Genomic DNA, 15,266 nt, shown 5'->3' on the forward strand with positions numbered 1-15,266 from the left:
TCACGCGCCGAAGCAGACGAAGCCCGCGGCGCCCGGTGTCCTGGCGGCGTCGGCGAGGGCGTGGGCGGGTGGGACGCCCGCCGCGAGCGCGCGGTGCAGGACCGCCATGAAACCGGGCGTCTCGGCGTCCGCGATGCGGGCGACCGGCGCGATCACCGTCGCCGCGCCGAGGCCGAGCAGGACGCCCGGCAGGCCGAGGACCGCGTCGCCGCCCGCCGACCGGCCCGTCTCGCACGCCGACAGCACCACCAGCGGCGGGATCGCCTCGACGGACTCCAGGTCGTGCGCGAGCAGCGGCCCGTCCGCCAGCCGCAGGCCGCAGAACAGCGGGTTTCCCGGCCGGAACACGCCGTGCGCGGCCAGGTGCGCGACGGCCGCGCCGTCCAGGGCGGCGCGCACGGCCGCCGTCCGCGCGGCGCGGCCCGCCAGCGCCGCCGCGTCCGGGTGGACGGCCGTCAGCGCGGCGACCTCCGCGTCCGCGTGCGCGAGGCCCGGCCCCGCGACCAGCAGCGCCCGGCCCGCCGGACCCGGCCCGCGCGCCCGGCGGCGGTGCGCCCGCAGCCACGCCGCCGCCGAGGGAGCCACCGCCAGCGGTCGCCCCGCCAGGCCCGGCAGGACACCCCACGGCAGCGCGTGCAGCGCGCCCGTGGGCGCGAGGACGACCTCGCGGTCCCCGATCACCCGGCGCAGCGGGGCCAGCAGGTCGGGCGCGGGCGGCGGGGCCGGGTCGCCGCGCGCGGCCAGGTCCACGGCCGTCCGCAGCAGCGCGCCGGCGCGGACGGCCGCCGCGAATCCGCCGAGGACGTGCCGCCGCGCCCGGCCGTCCCGGATCGTCACCGCGTGCAGCTCCGCGCCGACCCGCACCAGTTCCACCAGGACGCGCCCGGCCAGCGCGTCCGCCAGTTCGCCGAAGCCCGGCGGGGACGGGACGCGGTCGGTCGCGGGCCGCCGCAGCGCGTCCGCGCGCAGCCGCGCCTCCAGCACCAGCAGCCGCCGCTCCATGTCCGGGCACGCCGCGCCGCGCGCGGTCGCCTCGGCCTGGCGGGCGCTGAGCGTCCGGACCTGCGCGAGCGCCGCCGCCCGCGCCTCGTCGCGCGGCGGCCGGACCCGCACCGGGCGGCGCGCCAGCTCGCGGCGCGCTTCCTCCTGCGCGAGCAGGTCGCGGGGCGGGCCCGCCAGCTCGACGCCGAACGCCGCCAGGTCCGCGCCGAGGCCCGCCGCCCGGACGCGGGGCTCGTGCGCGCCGAGCGCGTCGGCGTACTCGGCGAGGATGCGCAGGCCCGCGCGGACGGCGATGCGCGCGCCCGTCCGGTCGCCGCGCGACCAGCGCGCCAGCGCCGTCAGATGCCACGCCGACGCGCGCAGCGCCGCCGGACCGTCCGGCTCCCGCGCCGGTTCCCGAACGGGCCGCCCGTACCGGACGGCGATCCGCGCCTCGATCACCCGCGCCTCGGCGGCGGCCGGACCGAACCCGGCCGCGTCCAGCCGCGCCGCGACCGCCCGCGCCGTCGCCAGCAGCAGCGGCGACCGGTCGCCCGCCGCGAACCGGGCGCGCAGCAGCAGGTGCTCGGCGGGCGCGACCCAGCCCGGCCGGTCCTGCGCCGCGAACACCGCCCGCGCCCGCCCGGCGGACCGCGCGGCCGCCTCGGGGACGCCGTCCGCCAGCTCCGCGTGGCCGAGCAGCAGCAGGCCGTCCGCGACGACGCCCGCGTACCCGCCGTCGTCGGCCGCCGCGACCGCGCGGGACAGCAGGCCGCGCGCCTCACCGGGCAGTCCGGCGGCGACCAGCGCCTCGGCGCGGCCGAGGCGGCAGCGCAGCAGGCGCTCCCCGGCCAGGTCCGGTTCGGCGGACGCGAACAGCGCGAGGGCGCGCGGCAGGTCCCCGGCGCGCAGCGCGACGGTCGCCAGCTCGGCGCGCGCGACCGCCGCGAGCGCGGGGAGGCCCGCGCCGTCCGCCGCCTCGGCGGCCTCCGCGAGCGCGGCCCGCGCGCACGCCGTCGAACCGCTGAGCGCCTGCGCCGCGCCGAGCGCCGTCAGCAGGTCGACGCGCGCGACCGGGTCGCCGCCGCGCCGGAGCCGCCGCAGCGCCGTCCGCGCGGTGCCCAGCGCCTCCGGCAGGCGGCCCGCGCCCGCCAGCGCCCGCGCGACCGCCGCCGCGAGCCGGTCGGCGTCCGTCCCGACGAGGACGGGTCTCGCCCGTTCGGCCTCGGCCAGCGCGGCCGCCGAGTCGCCGCGGGCCGCCAGGGCGTCCACCAGGTCCACCCGCCGCAGCGCGTCCGTGTACGAGATGAACGACGTGCCCGGGGCCATCGGCTAGATCCGAATCCAGCTCGTGACGACCGTCGAGCCGTCCGGGCGCTCGAAGGCCAGGCTCAGCGGGCCGGGCGCCAGGTCGGTGAACGCGAAGCGGCCCGCGTCGTCGGTCCGGCCCGGATGCGTCGCGCCGTCCGCGCGGCGGGCGGTGACGCGGGCCGGGGCGGCGGGCAGCAGTCGGCCCGCGAGGTCGCGGTCCAGGACCTCGATCTCGATCGCGACGTCCGGGGCGGCGAACGCGAGCCGCCGCGCGGTGTCGGCGGCCCGGACGCCCGGCAGCGGCGACGCCTCGGCGGGCTCGGCGAGGAGCGCGCCCGGCAGCCGCCGCGCGTACGCGGCGCGGGCCGCCGCGAGGACCGGGTCCGGGACGGGATCGAGGGCGCGCAGCGCGTCGGCCGCGTCCCGCGGAACGTCGTCGGTCACCGGCCCAGCCTCCGCCGCAGCTCCGCGACGCAGCGGGCGCGCAGCGGGCCGACGCTGCCCACCGGCCGCTCCAGCGCCGCCGCCAGCTCCGCCTGGCCCGGTGCGAGCACCGCCAGCCGCAGCACGTCCTGGCAGCGGCGCGGCAGGCCGCGCAGCGCCGCGCCGACCTCCGCGACGCGGTCCCGCGCCGCCGCCAGCTCGTCCGGCGCGGCGGCTGCGCCGCGACCCACCGCGCCCGGCACCGCGTACGGGTCCGCGCCCGCCCCCGCGCACAGCGGTGCGAGGCCCCGGCGGTGCGCCGTGCGGCGCGCCTCGCGCCGGGCCGTGACGGCGAGCCACGCGCCGACGGCGTCCGGGTCGCGCAGCGCGTCCAGCCGCTCCACCAGCCGCAGCCAGGTGATCTGGACGACGTCGGCGCAGTCGGCGTCGCCGAGGCGGCACGCGCGCGCGATCGTCCACAGCAGCCCGCCGTACCGGCCGACCAGCGCGTCCCACGCCGCCGCGTCGCCGTCGCGGGCGCGGAGCAGCAGCTCACCGTCGCCCACCCGTTCGCCCACTCGTCCTCCCGGTGTCACGGTCGCCGACCGTAGCGGGACGTGCGCGCGGCGCGCCCGCGATGTGCCCGTCATGGTTACCGACTCGCCGCCGGGCCGTGCTCAACTCCTGATGATTGGACCCGCGCGCGGTCGGGTAGCCGCCCCGCCGGACGCCCCTGGACGGCTCCGGCGACTACGTCGCCGGACTGGTGTTTTCCACCGTCATCGGCACCGCGAAATGGGGATTTCTACGAACACGGCCACTGGCCGGGGAGAACTCCGCCACGCGGATCGGAAGGCGCGGTCAAGCGTTCGGCAAACAGTGTTCGCGCAGTGGTGCGTCCCGTTCCGATGATGCAGAATGAGCAACGCGGACGCCGCCCGTGGTGCGTACGAGGCCGTAGGGGAAGACGAGCCTCGGTACAGATCCAGGAGGTCCGGTGACCGCACGTGGCGTTTTCTACGTCCACTCCGCGCCACCTGCGCTGAGCCCGCACATCGAGTGGGCGGCCGCAGGTGTCCTCGGCGTGCCCGTGTCCCTTGAGTGGGCCGACCAGCCCGCCGCGCCCGGGACGCTGCGCGCCGAACTGCACTGGGAGGGCAGGCCGGGCACCGCCGCCGGGATCACCTCCGCGCTGCGCAACTGGAAGCTCGCGCGGTTCGAATGCACGGAGGACCCCACCCCCGGCTGCGACGGGGTCCGCTACAGCTTCACGCCGTCCCTCGGCGTCTTCACCGGGGTCATCGGCGCGAACGGCGACATCATGATCCCCGAGGACCGGCTGCGCTCGGTCATGGCGACCGCCGCGCTCGGCAAGACCACCCTGGAGATCGAGCTGGACCGCCTGCTCGGCACGCCGTGGGACAACGAGCTGGAGCCGTTCCGCCGCGCCGGCGACGGCGCCCCCGTCCGCTGGCTGCACGCCGCCGTCTGACCCCGCGCGCCGTCCCCGCACCGGCACGCGACGACGCGGCGTCCCGCGGTCCTGCGTCCGCGCGGCTTCGGCTGCCCCGTCAGACCGTCGATCCAGCCTGCTCTTCGGGCAACGCGCAGTGCCCCTTCCACTCCGGGAGGGGCACTGCGAGCGCGGGTTGCAGCGAGAGGTTGCGACGATGGGCGCGTAGATAGCGCTTGCGGCCCGTTCACATAGGACGCCGATGGAGAAAGGCGTGGGTCGCAGGAGAGTGAAGACGGGTGGTGACTGCCCATTAGTCTTGCTAGTTCACGGGCACCGGCCCATCGTGATCGTGTCCCGATGAAAATATCTTGATCCGATGGCGACTGAGGCGTGGAATGTTACCATGTCTCCATGAATGACGAGCCCTCTCAAGGGGACGGCCACTCGGAGCGTGGACTTCCCGTTCCGCCGGCGCTGAATCCGAAAGATTTCGTTCGCGTTCCGGAAGATCCGTGGATCGCGTTGATCGTAGCTGCGGCGTCCGCTGTGGCGGTGGCAAGGAGGCGCGACCAGTCGGAAGAATTGTCGGAGGCCCTTGAAGCCCCCTACCGCCGCCTGGAGGAAGCGCTGCAAAAAATCAAGCTCCAGGCGGCGGAGGATGGCTTGGTCGACGCGACACTCGCCGCGATGAACGCTGCCGATGGCTATCTTGTAACGCCGCGTCTCGCGGCGGCGCATACCCGGATCAGCGTTGCGTTGCGCGAGGTGGCGGGTCTAGAACGACCAGAAGACCCATCGTGAGTTCTTCGGGACATTGGACCCATTGTCCTTCCAGAGAACGACATAGCGGTTTTCTGAAAGACCGCCCGCGACGTTTGCGGAGTAAGGGAAGCCGCCGGTCCATGCTGGCTTGAGCGCGTACACGTTGCTGCCGAGTTGCATGAACTCCCAAAGTTCGTTCTTGGCGACTCCGTCATCACAGTGCCAGGACAGGACGGCGGTGTTGTTGCGGTAGTCCCCGTGATCGACGTTCAGGCAGGAGAAGACGGTCTTGCCTGTCCCCGCGTTCTCGGGGCGATAGTTGTAGATCGCGAACCCGCATCGTTGGTAACCGTCTTGGTCGGAAAGGCAGTACGGAGTATCCGCTACGTACCAGTACTGGTTGGCTGCGCCGGTCCACTGCCACGTGATGACGTTGGTATTGGGCTTGTTTCCGCTCGCGTCCATGTACAGGCCGCTGTCTTCGTTGCCTGCTTCGACGTAGAACCCCTGGGCTGTCGCCGCATTTGTACTTTCGGTGCCGTAGGTTTTCTTCACCGTGACGCCGGGCCCCGGCGGCGGAGCGGGGATATTGACTTTATGTCCGGTGGGTGGCCCGCCATTTTGTGAGGGTGGGCCGGGTTTCTTGAGATCATCGGGGCTATTTGGGGCGAGGAAGCCTGGAGAAGGGGGGCCGGGGGTGGTCGGCTGACCCGCTCTGGCTCCGGGTTCTAGGAGGGTCAGTACCGCCAGCATGGTAGCGACAGCATATAAGGTCTGCTTGGCGGCCGTTCTGAAGCGCATGTGGGACTCGCCTTCCTGTACCGTGACTTTCGGTGTAATGCAAGTCAACATCATGGTTTCGTTGATTTCAATCTACCCAGTCGGGATGGCCGCATCCGGCCCCCAGTATTTTCGGGTTGATCTGATCCACGCGAGTCGGGGCGCGGAAGGCGCCGACAGTTGACGGGGAGTACGACGAACCCACGGAGTCTCGCTCACTCGTGCGATACGCCGGTGGGGACCTGTCTCGAGAGCTGAACTTGCGCACAACGCGCGACGCCCCTCCCGGAAGGGGGAGGGGCGTCGCGCGTTCGGGTTGTTACAGCGGGATGTTGCCGTGGGAGCCGCGGGCCGGGATGGCCTCGGCGATGGCGCGGGCCAGGGCCGTGCGGGTCGTGTCCGGGGTGATGACCTCGTCCACGACGCCCAGGGCGCGGGCGCGCTCCAGACCGCCCGCGATCTTCTCGTGCTCGGCCGCCAGCTCGGCCTCCAGCGCCGGGCGCTCCTCCGCCGGGACGGCAGCGATCTTGCGCCGGTGCAGCACCCGCACCGCCGCGACCGCGCCCATGACCGCCAGCTCCGCCGTCGGCCAGGCGAACACCCGCGTCGCGCCCAGCGACCGCGAGTTCATCGCGATGTACGCGCCGCCGTACGCCTTGCGGGTCACCAGCGTGACGCGCGGGACCGTCGCGGCCGCGAACGCGTGCAGCAGCTTGGCGCCGCGCCGGACCACGCCCTCGTGCTCCTGGCCGACGCCCGGCAGATAGCCGGGGACGTCCACCAGCACCACCAGCGGCACCCCGAACGCGTCGCACATCCGGACGAACCGGGCGGCCTTCTCGGCGGACGTCGAGTCCAGGCAGCCGCCCAGCCGCAGCGGGTTGTTGGCGATGACGCCGACCGTCCGCCCGCCGAGCCGCCCCAGCGCCGTCACGACGTTCGGCGCCCACTTGGGGTGCAGCTCGACGTAGTCGCCCTCGTCGTCGTCCACGACGCCGCGCACCAGCGGGTGGACGCTGTACGCGCGGCGCGGGTTCTCCGGCAGGATGCCCGAGAAGTCCCGCTCGGCGACGTCGTCGAGGCGCAGCCGCCCCTGGTGCCCGAGCAGCACCGCCAGCCGCCGCCCCCGCTCGATCGCCTCGTCGTCGTCGCGGGCCACGACGTGGACCACGCCGGACTTGCGCGAGTGCGGCTCGGGGCCGCCCAGCGAGGCCATGTCGATGTCCTCGCCGGTCACCGAGCGGACCACGTCCGGGCCGGTCACGAAGATCTTGCCGCTCTGCGACAGCACGACCACGTCCGTCAGCGCCGGGCCGTACGCCGCCCCGCCCGCCGCCGCGCCCAGCACCACCGAGATCTGCGGGACGATCCCCGACGCCCGCGTCATCGCCGCGAACACCTGCCCGACCGCGTGCAGCGACTCGACGCCCTCGGCGAGCCGCGCGCCGCCCGAGTGCCACAGCCCGATGATCGGCAGCCGCTCCCGGACGGCGTGGTCGTAGGCCGCGACGATCGCCGCGCAGCCCGCCGCGCCCATCGCGCCGCCCTGCACGCGCGGGTCCGACGCGAACGCCACGACCGGCAGGCCCTCGACCCGGCCGATCCCGGCGAGCGCGCCGCTGCCGTCGTCCTCGTCGCTGAGGGGACGGAAGGTGGCGTCGTCGAAGAGCACCGACAGGCGGACCCGCGGGTGGCGCGGGTCGGGGGCCTGCTCGGGCTCCGCGTCCGCCGGGCCGACGACCCGGTTGTCGAGAACGGTCACGTCAGTTGCTCCTTAGGTGCCTGCGCCGCGGCGGAGCGGAGCCCGCGTCAGACGGCGCGACGGAAGGCGACCGACACGTTGTGGCCGCCGAAACCGAACGAGTTGTTGAGAGCGGCGGCGGGGCCGTCCGGGATCGCGCGCGGCTCGCCGCGCACGACGTCCAGGTCGACCTCGTCGTCCATGTCCTCCAGGTTGGCGGTGGGCGGGACGAGCCCCTCGCGCAGCGTCAGGATCGTGATCACCGACTCCAGCGCGCCCGCGCCGCCGAGCAGGTGGCCCGTCATCGACTTGGTGCCGGTGACGGTCAGCCGGTCCGCGACGTCGCCGAGCGCGGCGCGGATCGACGCCAGCTCGGCGATGTCGCCCGCCGGGGTCGAGGTCGCGTGCGCGTTGACGTGGACGATGTCCTCGGGCGTCAGCCCGCCGTCCTCGAGCGCCCGCAGCATGGCCTTGGCCTGGCCCGCGCCGCTCGGGTCCGGCAGGACGATGTCGTAGGCGTCGTTGGAGTAGCCGCAGCCCGCCGCGATGGCGTGGATCTTCGCGCCGCGCGCGCGGGCGTGCTCCTCGGACTCCAGGATCATGACGGCCGCGCCCTCGCCGAGGACGAACCCGTCGCGGTTCTTGTCGTAGGGCCGGGACGCGCGCTCCGGCTCCTCGTTGCGCGTGGACATCGCGCGCATCGAACCGAACGACGCCATCTGCAGCGGGTGGATGCACGACTCGGTGCCGCCGCAGATCACCACGTCCGCGCGGCCCGCGCGGATCATGTCGATCGCGTACCCGACGGCCTCGCCGCTGGACGCGCACGCGCTCACCAGCGCGTGCGACCCCGCCGTCGCGCCGAACTCGATGCCGACGTGCCCGGACGCGCCGTTCGGCATCAGCATCGGGACGGTGAAGGGCGAGACGCGCGCCCAGCCCTTCTCCTTGTAGACGTCGTAGCTGTTCAGCGCCGTGTGCAGGCCGCCGATGCCGCTGGACACCACGACGCCGAGGCGGTCCCCGTCCACCCGGAAGCCCTCGTCGGCGCCCGGCTCGGCCTCGACCGGCTTGGCGCTCTTGGCGCGCCGCACCGGCGGCGCGAAACCCGCGTCCCGCCACGCCTCGCGCGCGGCTATCAGCGCGATGGCCTGGCTGCGGTCCAGTCGCCGGAGCTGCGCGCGCGGGATGCTCTCGGCCGGGTCCACGGCGAGCTGCGCGGCGAAGCGGACCGGCAGCTCGTCGACGTTGTCCCAGTCCAGCTTGCGGACCCCGGACCTGCCGGCGAGCAGCGCGGACCACGTCGACGGGACGTCCCCGCCGAGCGGTGTGGTCGCGCCGAGGCCGGTCACGACGACGGAGGTCGGGCTAGTGCTCATCTTGAGTGCTCCTCGCAAACTGGGGGGTGCGGGTCGGCGCGCCGCCGGTTCCGCCGGAATCCGGACGGAACCGGCCTGTCGACCGGCCGGGAGGCCCGGCGGCGCGCTCCCGCGTCGCTCAGCCCTGCGGCTTCTGCAGGTTCTGGACGAAGTTGATGACGTCCTGCACCGTCTTCAGGTTGCGCAGCTCGTCATCGGGGATCTCGACGCCGAACTGGTCCTGCGCGGCAACGGCGATCTCTACCATCGACAGCGAGTCGATGTCCAGGTCCTCGATGAAGTTCTTCTCCGGGGTGACCTCGGACTTGTCGATGCCGACGATCTCGTCGATGATCTCCGCAAGGCCCTTCAGGATGTCCTGTTCGGTGGCGATGGCGGCCATTGTTCTCCTTCGATGGGTGTGGGTCAGGGCCCGGACGCGGTGCGACCAGGGCCTAAGGGATCTGGATGACTTGGGCAGCGTAGGCCAATCCCGCGCCGAACCCGACCAGCAGGGCCGGAGCGCCCGACGGCACGTCGCCGCGCTCGACCATGCGCGACAGGGCGATGGGAATGGACGCGCCCGAGGTGTTGCCCGACCGCACGATGTCGTCGGCGACGACGGCGTTGTGCGCCTTCACCTTCCGCGCGATGGCCTCGATGATCCGCAGGTTCGCCTGGTGCGGGACGACCGCCGCCAGCTCGGCCGGGGCCACGCCCGCCCGCTCGCACGCCGCCAGCGCCACCGGCGCGACCGCCGTCGTCGCCCAGCGGAACACGGCCTGGCCGTCCTGCCGGATGTACTCGTGGCGGCTCCCGATGCGGATGCGGTCGGACTGGCCGCCGTCGCTGCCCCACGCCACCGGGCCGACGCCCGGCTCGGCCGCCGCGCCGACGACCGCAGCGCCCGCGCCGTCCGCGAAGATGATGCAGGTCGACCGGTCGGACCAGTCGATCCACTGCGACATCTTCTCCGCGCCGATCACCAGCGCGTTGCGGGCGGAGCCCGTCCGGACGGCCGCGTCCGCCGCCGCCAGCGCGTAGCAGAAGCCCGCGCACGCCGCGTTCAGGTCGTACGCGCCCGGCGCGGCGATCCCGAGCCGGTGCGCGACGCTCGCCGCGTGGCTCGGCATCGGCGTCTCCGCCGAGCACGTCGCGACGATCACCAGGTCGATGTCGGCCGGGGCCAGGCCGCTGGCGGCGAGCGCCTTGCCGCCGGCCTGCGCGGCCATGTCCACGATCGTCTCGTCCTCGGCGGCGACGCGCCGCTCGACGATCCCGACGCGGCTGCGGATCCACTCGTCGTTGGTGTCCACCGTCGCGGCCAGGTCGTCGTTGGTGACGACCCGCGCGGGCCGGTAGTCGCCGAACGCGAGGACTCGCGAACCGGGGACCGTGTCGTTGATGCGGATCGTCGTCATGCGGTATGCGCCTTGACGAGCTCGCGCGCGCGGCCCAGGTCGTCCGGGGTCTTCAGGGCCAGCAGCTCGACGCCCTTCAGCTCCCGCTTCGCCAGGCCCACCAGGGTGCCCGCCGGGGGCAGCTCGATGATCGCGGTGACGCCCAGCTCGCGCATCGTCGCCATGCACAGATCCCAGCGGACCGGGGCGCTGACCTGCTCGGCCAGCCGCGTCACGTACTCCCGGCCCGACGCGACCACCGCGCCGTCCCGGTTCGACAGCAGCGCCGCCGACGGGTCCTGGACCGGTGCGCCCGGCGTCAGCGCGCGCAGCGTCGCCACCGCCGGGGCCATGAACGCGGTGTGGAACGCGCCCGCCACCGACAGCGACCGCAGCCGGGCCTTCTCCGGCGGGTCCTCCGCGAACGCCTGCAGCCGCGAGACCTCGCCCGCCGCCACCACCTGGCCCGCGCCGTTCACGTTCGCGGGCGTCAGGCCGTGCCTCTCGATCGACGCCAGCACCTGCTCGGCGTCGCCGCCCAGCACCGCCGTCATGCCCGTCTCCGTCACCGCCGCCGCCTCGGCCATCGCCCGGCCGCGCTCGCGCACCAGCACCAGCGCCGCCTCCGGCGACAACACCCCCGCGACCGCCGCCGCCGCCAGCTCGCCCACGCTGTGGCCCGCCACCGCGTCCGGACGGGCCGGGGCCTCCGCGCCCGGAACCACGTCGAACAACTGCTCGTACGCCAGCAGCGCCGAACTCACCAGCAGCGGCTGCGCCACCGCCGTGTCGCGGATCTCCTCCGCGTCCGCCTCCGTGCCGTACCGCACCAGGTCCAGGCCCGTCACCGCCGACCACCACGCCAGCCGCTCGGCGACACCGGGCAGATCGAGCCACGGACGGAGGAAACCGGGGGACTGAGCGCCCTGACCGGGCGCGGCGAGGAGAATCACAGCGACAAGCCTGCCCCTCGCGGCGCACCCGTGCCGATACCGAACGGCACGAAGTTTGACGGCGGCCGTTTGTACGACTCCTACAGTTTCACTGTGGGGGGCGACCCCCCACGCCCCCCGCGGCGCGAAGCGCCGCATCCTCGCTCCGCTGCGGTGCGGCGCTTCGCGCTGCGGGCGCCCGGCCGCTCGCCTGGCGGCTCGCGGCCGTGCGCCCGCCGGTGACCCCCTTCGGTTGCTGCTCGTTCGCGGGGGCGCCCTCGCTCGCTTCGCTTCGCTTTGGGGCTTCCCCGCGACTGGGTTTGGCTTCTACGAGGGGTTTTCGTGGGTGCTTGCCTGGGTGGGTGCTTGGTGGAGCAGGGGCTTGAGGGCGGGTGGCTTGATGTTGAGGGTCTTGATGGTGTCGGGGTGGTGTTGTTCCAGTTCGTACTTGCCTCGGGTCGAGTCGGTGAACTCTGGGCCGGTGCGGTTGTTGAAGTTCCACGATGTGATCGTGGCCAGGTAGATGTCTTGGATCGTGTCTGCCGTCTGGATCGTGTGTAGGTGTTTGACGATCTTTGCTTCGCCGCCGATCTCTTCTCGGATCTCGCGGCGTAGGGCGTCCTCGGGGGTTGGGTCATCTGGTTCCACGCCGCCGCCGATGAGGACCCAGTAGGGCGGGGTGTTGGGGCGGGTTCGTTTCATCAGGAGCAGGTCGCTGCTGGGGGTTAGTAGGACGGCGCGTACCGCGTGCCTCATTGCTTGTGTCCTTCTGGGTTGGGCGGGGTTCCCGGTCTTGTCCTCCCCTCCTTGGGACAAGAGCGGGAACCCCGGTTCTTGGTGGCGGGTTTCTACATCTCGGCCCAGACGAGGCAGAAGCGTTCCTGGGCCGAGGCCAGGGAGTAGCCGAGGTCTCGGGCGAGGGTCGCCACCAGGAGGAGGCCGTGGCCGGAGACGGTTTCGCCGGTGGGGTGCCTCGCGGGGATTCTCGGGGTGGTCTTGGAGTGGCCGTCGTCCACGACGACCAGGCGCATCGTCCGGGTCGTCCCGTCCATCAGGAGGCGGACGTCCACGCCGCCGTCGCTGTAGCCGCTGGCCGAATGGCGCAGCGCGTTCGTGACCAGCTCGGACACGACCACCGCGAAGTCGTCGGGGTCCACCCAGGGCGCGGAGGCGCGGACCCTGGCGACCGCCCACCGCCGGGCGCGGCGGACGAGGCGGGGGTGGGAGAACCGGTTCTCCCCGAACGCCGTCCAGCGCGGACTCACCGCGCCCCCAGCAGTTCGCGCGCGGCCAGGCCGGGCTGCTCGACGGGGACTCGGCCGCCGCACCACAGATAGCGGTAGGCCCCGGACTCGTAGGCGACGAGGACGACGGGCCGGTCCGCCGGGCGCAGTCCCGGGCGCAGGACGGTCAGCGTGACGGACTCCGTGCCGCCCGCCGTCGTCAGGCGGCCGCCCACGCCGAGCAGCCACAGCTCGCGCTGGAGGTGGACCAGTGCCACGAGCCGCCGCGTGAGCAGGTCGCCCGCGCCGGCCGACGCGGGTTTCGCGGCGGGCGCGGGGGCGGGACCGCGCGTCGGGGCCGGGCGGCCCGCAGCGGTGCCCGCGATCGGGGCCGGTCCGCCCGGGGCGGTATCCGTGATCGGGGTCGGTTTGCCCGGGGCGGCGCCCGTGATCGGGGTCGGTCGCATCGTTCGTCTCCTTGCACGGGGGTCGCTCGGGGCCTGGACGCTCGGGACGTGCCGTTCGGGGCCGGTGGTTCGGGGGCCGGTGGTTCGAGGGCTGGTCGTTCGGGTGCCGCCGCGTCACATCCGGACGCGCAGGACGCGGCCGATCGCGCGCGCGGCCTCGCGGACGTCGCCCCGGCCCGCGACGTCCTCGTCCCAGCTCCAGACGAAGACGACGGTCCCGTCCGCGTCGGTCCGGCACCGGATGTTCTCGGTCAGGTTGCCGACGGACGGCGCGCCGACACCCGTGACGCACAGGAACGGGCCGTGCGCGTCGTCGGACCGCAGGAGCCGCGTCTTGAACCCCGGCCGCTCGTCCAGCGCGGCGCGGAGGGCGGTCAACGCGGCGGTGCGGGCGTCCGCGCGGGCGTCGGGACGGGTGCCGGGACGCGCGGCGAACCGGGCGGCGGGGCGGTCGGTCGGTTCGGGCGCGGGAGCGGTGGTCATGGCGGGTTCCCCTGGGGTTGCGGGTGCGACGCGGCGGGGGAGCGACTGGATTCGGTGCATTGTCGGACAATCTCCCCATGATGATGATCCGCGTTGCTCGGACAATCCTCAGTATGGAAACGATCGCATGAGTCGACAACGACTTTGGGCAAGGACAGCCCGGTCGGGCGGATTTTCGGGCATGCAAAAAGGGTCACAGCATGGTGCTGTGACCCTTCGGGGCGGTCAGTTCGTCCTAGTTCAGATCATGTTGTCCGTGCTTGGCCTCGCTCAGAAACTCGCTCCAGGCTGCGTGGCCGAAAACGAGGATCGGGCCGACGCCCTGCTGCTTGGTGTCACCGATGCCGATGCTGTCGGGGGCGTGGCCGACTTCGACGCAGTCGTGGTTGTTCCCGCTGCGAGACGACTTGCGCCAGTCGCGGAACTGGTCGCGGATGTTGATCATCGTCTGGCTCTCCTTTCGGGCGCCCGGTCTTAGCGCAGGTCGTAATGCCCTTGCTTGGCGTGGCTCAGGAACTCGCTCCAGGCTGTGTGGCCGAGGACGAGGATTGGGCCGATGCCCTGCTGCTTGGTGTCGCCGACGCCGATGCGGCCGGGGGCGTGGCCGACTTCTACGCAGTCGAGCTTGTTGCCGCTGCGCGATGACTTGCGCCAGTCGTGGAACTCGTCGCGCGTGTAGATCACCGTCTAATTCTCCTTCTTCGACTTGCGGCCTTAGTGCAGGTCATAGCCCCCTTGCTTGGTCTGGCTCAGGAAGACGCTCCAGGCTGCGTGGCCGAAAACGAGGATCGGGCCGACGCCCTGCTGCTTGGTGTCGCTGACGCCGATGCTGTCGGGGGCGTGGCCGACCTCGACGCAGTCCTTGTCGTGGCCGCTGCGCGATGACTTGCGCCAACCGTGGAACTGGTCGCGGGTGTAGATCATTGCTTTCTCCTACTCAGGCTCGCAGCCGTTCGGCCGCCTTGATGAGGTAAGCGTGGCTGTCTTCGACGGACAGCGACGCTGCGCGCAGGCCGTCGAAGATGGTGTTGTAAGCGGAGGTCTCCGAGTCATCGACAAGCACGACGTCGGTCGTCGCCGCCTCGATCGCGACGACGGTCGGGTCTCCGTTGACGTAGGTGAAGATCGTGAACGGGCAGATCGGGATGGCGAAGTTCGCGATCTGCGCGTCCACCGGCAGTACGCGCACCTTGATCCTGTCGTCCGCTTCCGCTGACTCGGCGATGTGCAGGAGCTGGTTGCGGAGAACGTCCGGCGGGACGGCCAGCCGCCGGATGGCGATCTCGTCGATGATGCCTTCGTAGTGGGCGCCGCCTCCAGGCCGCCGGAGAAGGCGCTGCCGGTTGCTGCGGCCGCGAAGGATGCCGTCGAGCGTCACGCCCGGGGCCATCGGGCGTTCGTCGCTGACCTCGACCCGCGCGCGGGTGTACTCGGGCGTCTGGAGCAGGCCCGGAATGAGGGCCTGCGGGTAGTCGCGGATGGTCTCGGCGCCCGCCTCCAGGTTGGCGATGAGCGCCTGCCGTTCGCCGATCTGCTTGGAGATCCCCTCCCACCAGCCGCGCGACGCCGCCTCGTTGGCGATCTGGATGACCTCGGTCCAGCGCAGGCCGGCCACGCCGAGGGCGTCGAGCAGCGACAGGACGTCGTCCTGGTCCGGGGAGATGTGCCCGTTCTCCAGCTTGGAGATCGTCTGCCGGTTGACGCCGGACCGGCGCGACAGCTCCTGGTGGGTGACCTTGTTCGACTGCCGCAGCTCGCGAAGCTCTTTGGCGAGCCGTAGCCGCCGGACATACGGGCTAATCACGACGAACCCCCTGTCATCCCGTGATACAGGACAATCGCGAACTATTGACAATCAGCGTATCGGAGCGCGGCGCTACGGAACGTCGAAATCCTGTAACCCAAACAGGGGACAAAGCGGCCGGGTCGTGTCGGGTGGTGTCGCGTAT

19 protein-coding genes are annotated in these 15,266 nt (G+C 73.0%); 2 read left to right on the forward strand and 17 right to left on the reverse strand.

The genetic code is table 11. From position 1 onward, the window contains the following. Genes G339_RS0111115 through G339_RS0111125 form a run of 3 tightly spaced genes read right to left on the reverse strand, consistent with a single transcriptional unit; the run spans nucleotide 1 to nucleotide 3,293 of the window. Complete coding sequence (locus G339_RS0111115; protein WP_019631155.1) at nucleotides 1-2,310, reverse strand: CHAT domain-containing protein; 2,310 nt, start codon at nucleotides 2,308-2,310, stop codon at nucleotides 1-3. Nucleotides 2,311-2,313: 3 nt separating this feature from the next. Then, entirely contained in the window at nucleotides 2,314-2,736 is a 423-nt protein-coding gene (locus tag G339_RS0111120) for a carboxypeptidase-like regulatory domain-containing protein (protein WP_019631156.1), read from the reverse strand. Beyond that, the gene (locus G339_RS0111125) at nucleotides 2,733-3,293 is read right to left on the reverse strand and encodes an RNA polymerase sigma factor (protein WP_019631157.1); all 561 of its coding nucleotides are present in this window, start codon (nucleotides 3,291-3,293) and stop codon (nucleotides 2,733-2,735) included. The genes G339_RS0111120 and G339_RS0111125 overlap by 4 nt, the downstream gene beginning before the upstream one ends. Before the next feature lie 419 nt (nucleotides 3,294-3,712). Between G339_RS0111125 and G339_RS0111130 the strand changes: the two genes are divergently transcribed. Then, nucleotides 3,713-4,207, forward strand: coding sequence for a DUF3145 domain-containing protein (locus G339_RS0111130; protein WP_026341345.1), 495 nt, complete (start codon nucleotides 3,713-3,715; stop codon nucleotides 4,205-4,207). A 375-nt stretch (nucleotides 4,208-4,582) separates the two neighbouring features. Next, nucleotides 4,583-4,972, forward strand: a complete 390-nt coding sequence (locus G339_RS38710) for a hypothetical protein (protein WP_157407510.1) — start codon at nucleotides 4,583-4,585, stop codon at nucleotides 4,970-4,972. On the opposite strand, the gene G339_RS38715 is transcribed toward G339_RS38710, so the two are convergent. From G339_RS38715 to G339_RS0111200, 14 genes are all read right to left on the reverse strand, one after another. Then, entirely contained in the window at nucleotides 4,946-5,734 is a 789-nt protein-coding gene (locus G339_RS38715; protein WP_169514726.1) for an RICIN domain-containing protein, read from the reverse strand. The two genes, G339_RS38710 and G339_RS38715, sit on opposite strands and share 27 nt — an antisense overlap. 298 nt (nucleotides 5,735-6,032) lie before the next feature. Beyond that, nucleotides 6,033-7,475, reverse strand: coding sequence for an acyl-CoA carboxylase subunit beta (locus G339_RS0111140; RefSeq protein ID WP_019631160.1), 1,443 nt, complete (start codon nucleotides 7,473-7,475; stop codon nucleotides 6,033-6,035). Between the two features lie 47 nt (nucleotides 7,476-7,522). Then, nucleotides 7,523-8,833: a beta-ketoacyl-[acyl-carrier-protein] synthase family protein gene (locus G339_RS0111145; RefSeq protein ID WP_019631161.1), complete on the reverse strand. Its 1,311-nt coding sequence runs from the start codon at nucleotides 8,831-8,833 to the stop codon at nucleotides 7,523-7,525. 118 nt (nucleotides 8,834-8,951) lie between these two features. Then, the gene (locus G339_RS0111150; RefSeq protein WP_019631162.1) at nucleotides 8,952-9,215 is read right to left on the reverse strand and encodes an acyl carrier protein; all 264 of its coding nucleotides are present in this window, start codon (nucleotides 9,213-9,215) and stop codon (nucleotides 8,952-8,954) included. 52 nt (nucleotides 9,216-9,267) lie between these two features. After that, nucleotides 9,268-10,233, reverse strand: coding sequence for a beta-ketoacyl-ACP synthase III (locus G339_RS0111155; RefSeq protein ID WP_019631163.1), 966 nt, complete (start codon nucleotides 10,231-10,233; stop codon nucleotides 9,268-9,270). Then, the gene (locus tag G339_RS0111160; protein WP_019631164.1) at nucleotides 10,230-11,165 is read right to left on the reverse strand and encodes an ACP S-malonyltransferase; all 936 of its coding nucleotides are present in this window, start codon (nucleotides 11,163-11,165) and stop codon (nucleotides 10,230-10,232) included. The genes G339_RS0111155 and G339_RS0111160 overlap by 4 nt, the downstream gene beginning before the upstream one ends. Before the next feature lie 306 nt (nucleotides 11,166-11,471). Continuing rightward, nucleotides 11,472-11,900 carry an NUDIX hydrolase gene (locus G339_RS0111165; protein ID WP_019631165.1) on the reverse strand — a complete coding sequence of 143 codons (429 nt, stop codon included), beginning with the start codon at nucleotides 11,898-11,900 and terminating at the stop codon, nucleotides 11,472-11,474. A 92-nt stretch (nucleotides 11,901-11,992) separates the two neighbouring features. After that, the gene (locus tag G339_RS40335; RefSeq protein ID WP_019631166.1) at nucleotides 11,993-12,409 is read right to left on the reverse strand and encodes an ATP-binding protein; all 417 of its coding nucleotides are present in this window, start codon (nucleotides 12,407-12,409) and stop codon (nucleotides 11,993-11,995) included. Next, the gene (locus G339_RS40340) at nucleotides 12,406-12,834 is read right to left on the reverse strand and encodes a hypothetical protein (RefSeq protein ID WP_026341347.1); all 429 of its coding nucleotides are present in this window, start codon (nucleotides 12,832-12,834) and stop codon (nucleotides 12,406-12,408) included. Before G339_RS40340 ends, G339_RS40335 begins: the two co-directional genes overlap by 4 nt. Nucleotides 12,835-12,948: 114 nt before the next feature. Continuing rightward, nucleotides 12,949-13,317, reverse strand: coding sequence for a hypothetical protein (locus G339_RS40345; RefSeq protein WP_019631167.1), 369 nt, complete (start codon nucleotides 13,315-13,317; stop codon nucleotides 12,949-12,951). Between the two features lie 235 nt (nucleotides 13,318-13,552). Next, a complete protein-coding gene (locus G339_RS0111185) occupies nucleotides 13,553-13,762 on the reverse strand; it encodes a DUF397 domain-containing protein (RefSeq protein ID WP_019631168.1) in 210 nt (69 codons plus the stop codon). 29 nt (nucleotides 13,763-13,791) lie between these two features. Further along, nucleotides 13,792-14,001 (reverse strand): DUF397 domain-containing protein, encoded by a 210-nt coding sequence (locus G339_RS0111190; RefSeq protein WP_019631169.1) that lies wholly within the window; start codon nucleotides 13,999-14,001, stop codon nucleotides 13,792-13,794. Nucleotides 14,002-14,031: 30 nt separating this feature from the next. Then, nucleotides 14,032-14,241 (reverse strand): DUF397 domain-containing protein, encoded by a 210-nt coding sequence (locus G339_RS0111195; protein ID WP_019631170.1) that lies wholly within the window; start codon nucleotides 14,239-14,241, stop codon nucleotides 14,032-14,034. 13 nt (nucleotides 14,242-14,254) lie between these two features. Then, entirely contained in the window at nucleotides 14,255-15,121 is an 867-nt protein-coding gene (locus tag G339_RS0111200; protein WP_019631171.1) for a helix-turn-helix domain-containing protein, read from the reverse strand. Nucleotides 15,122-15,266: the final 145 nt, after the last annotated feature.

Source organism: Actinomadura atramentaria DSM 43919, assembly GCF_000381885.1.
In the GTDB taxonomy this organism is placed as follows: domain Bacteria; phylum Actinomycetota; class Actinomycetes; order Streptosporangiales; family Streptosporangiaceae; genus Spirillospora; species Spirillospora atramentaria.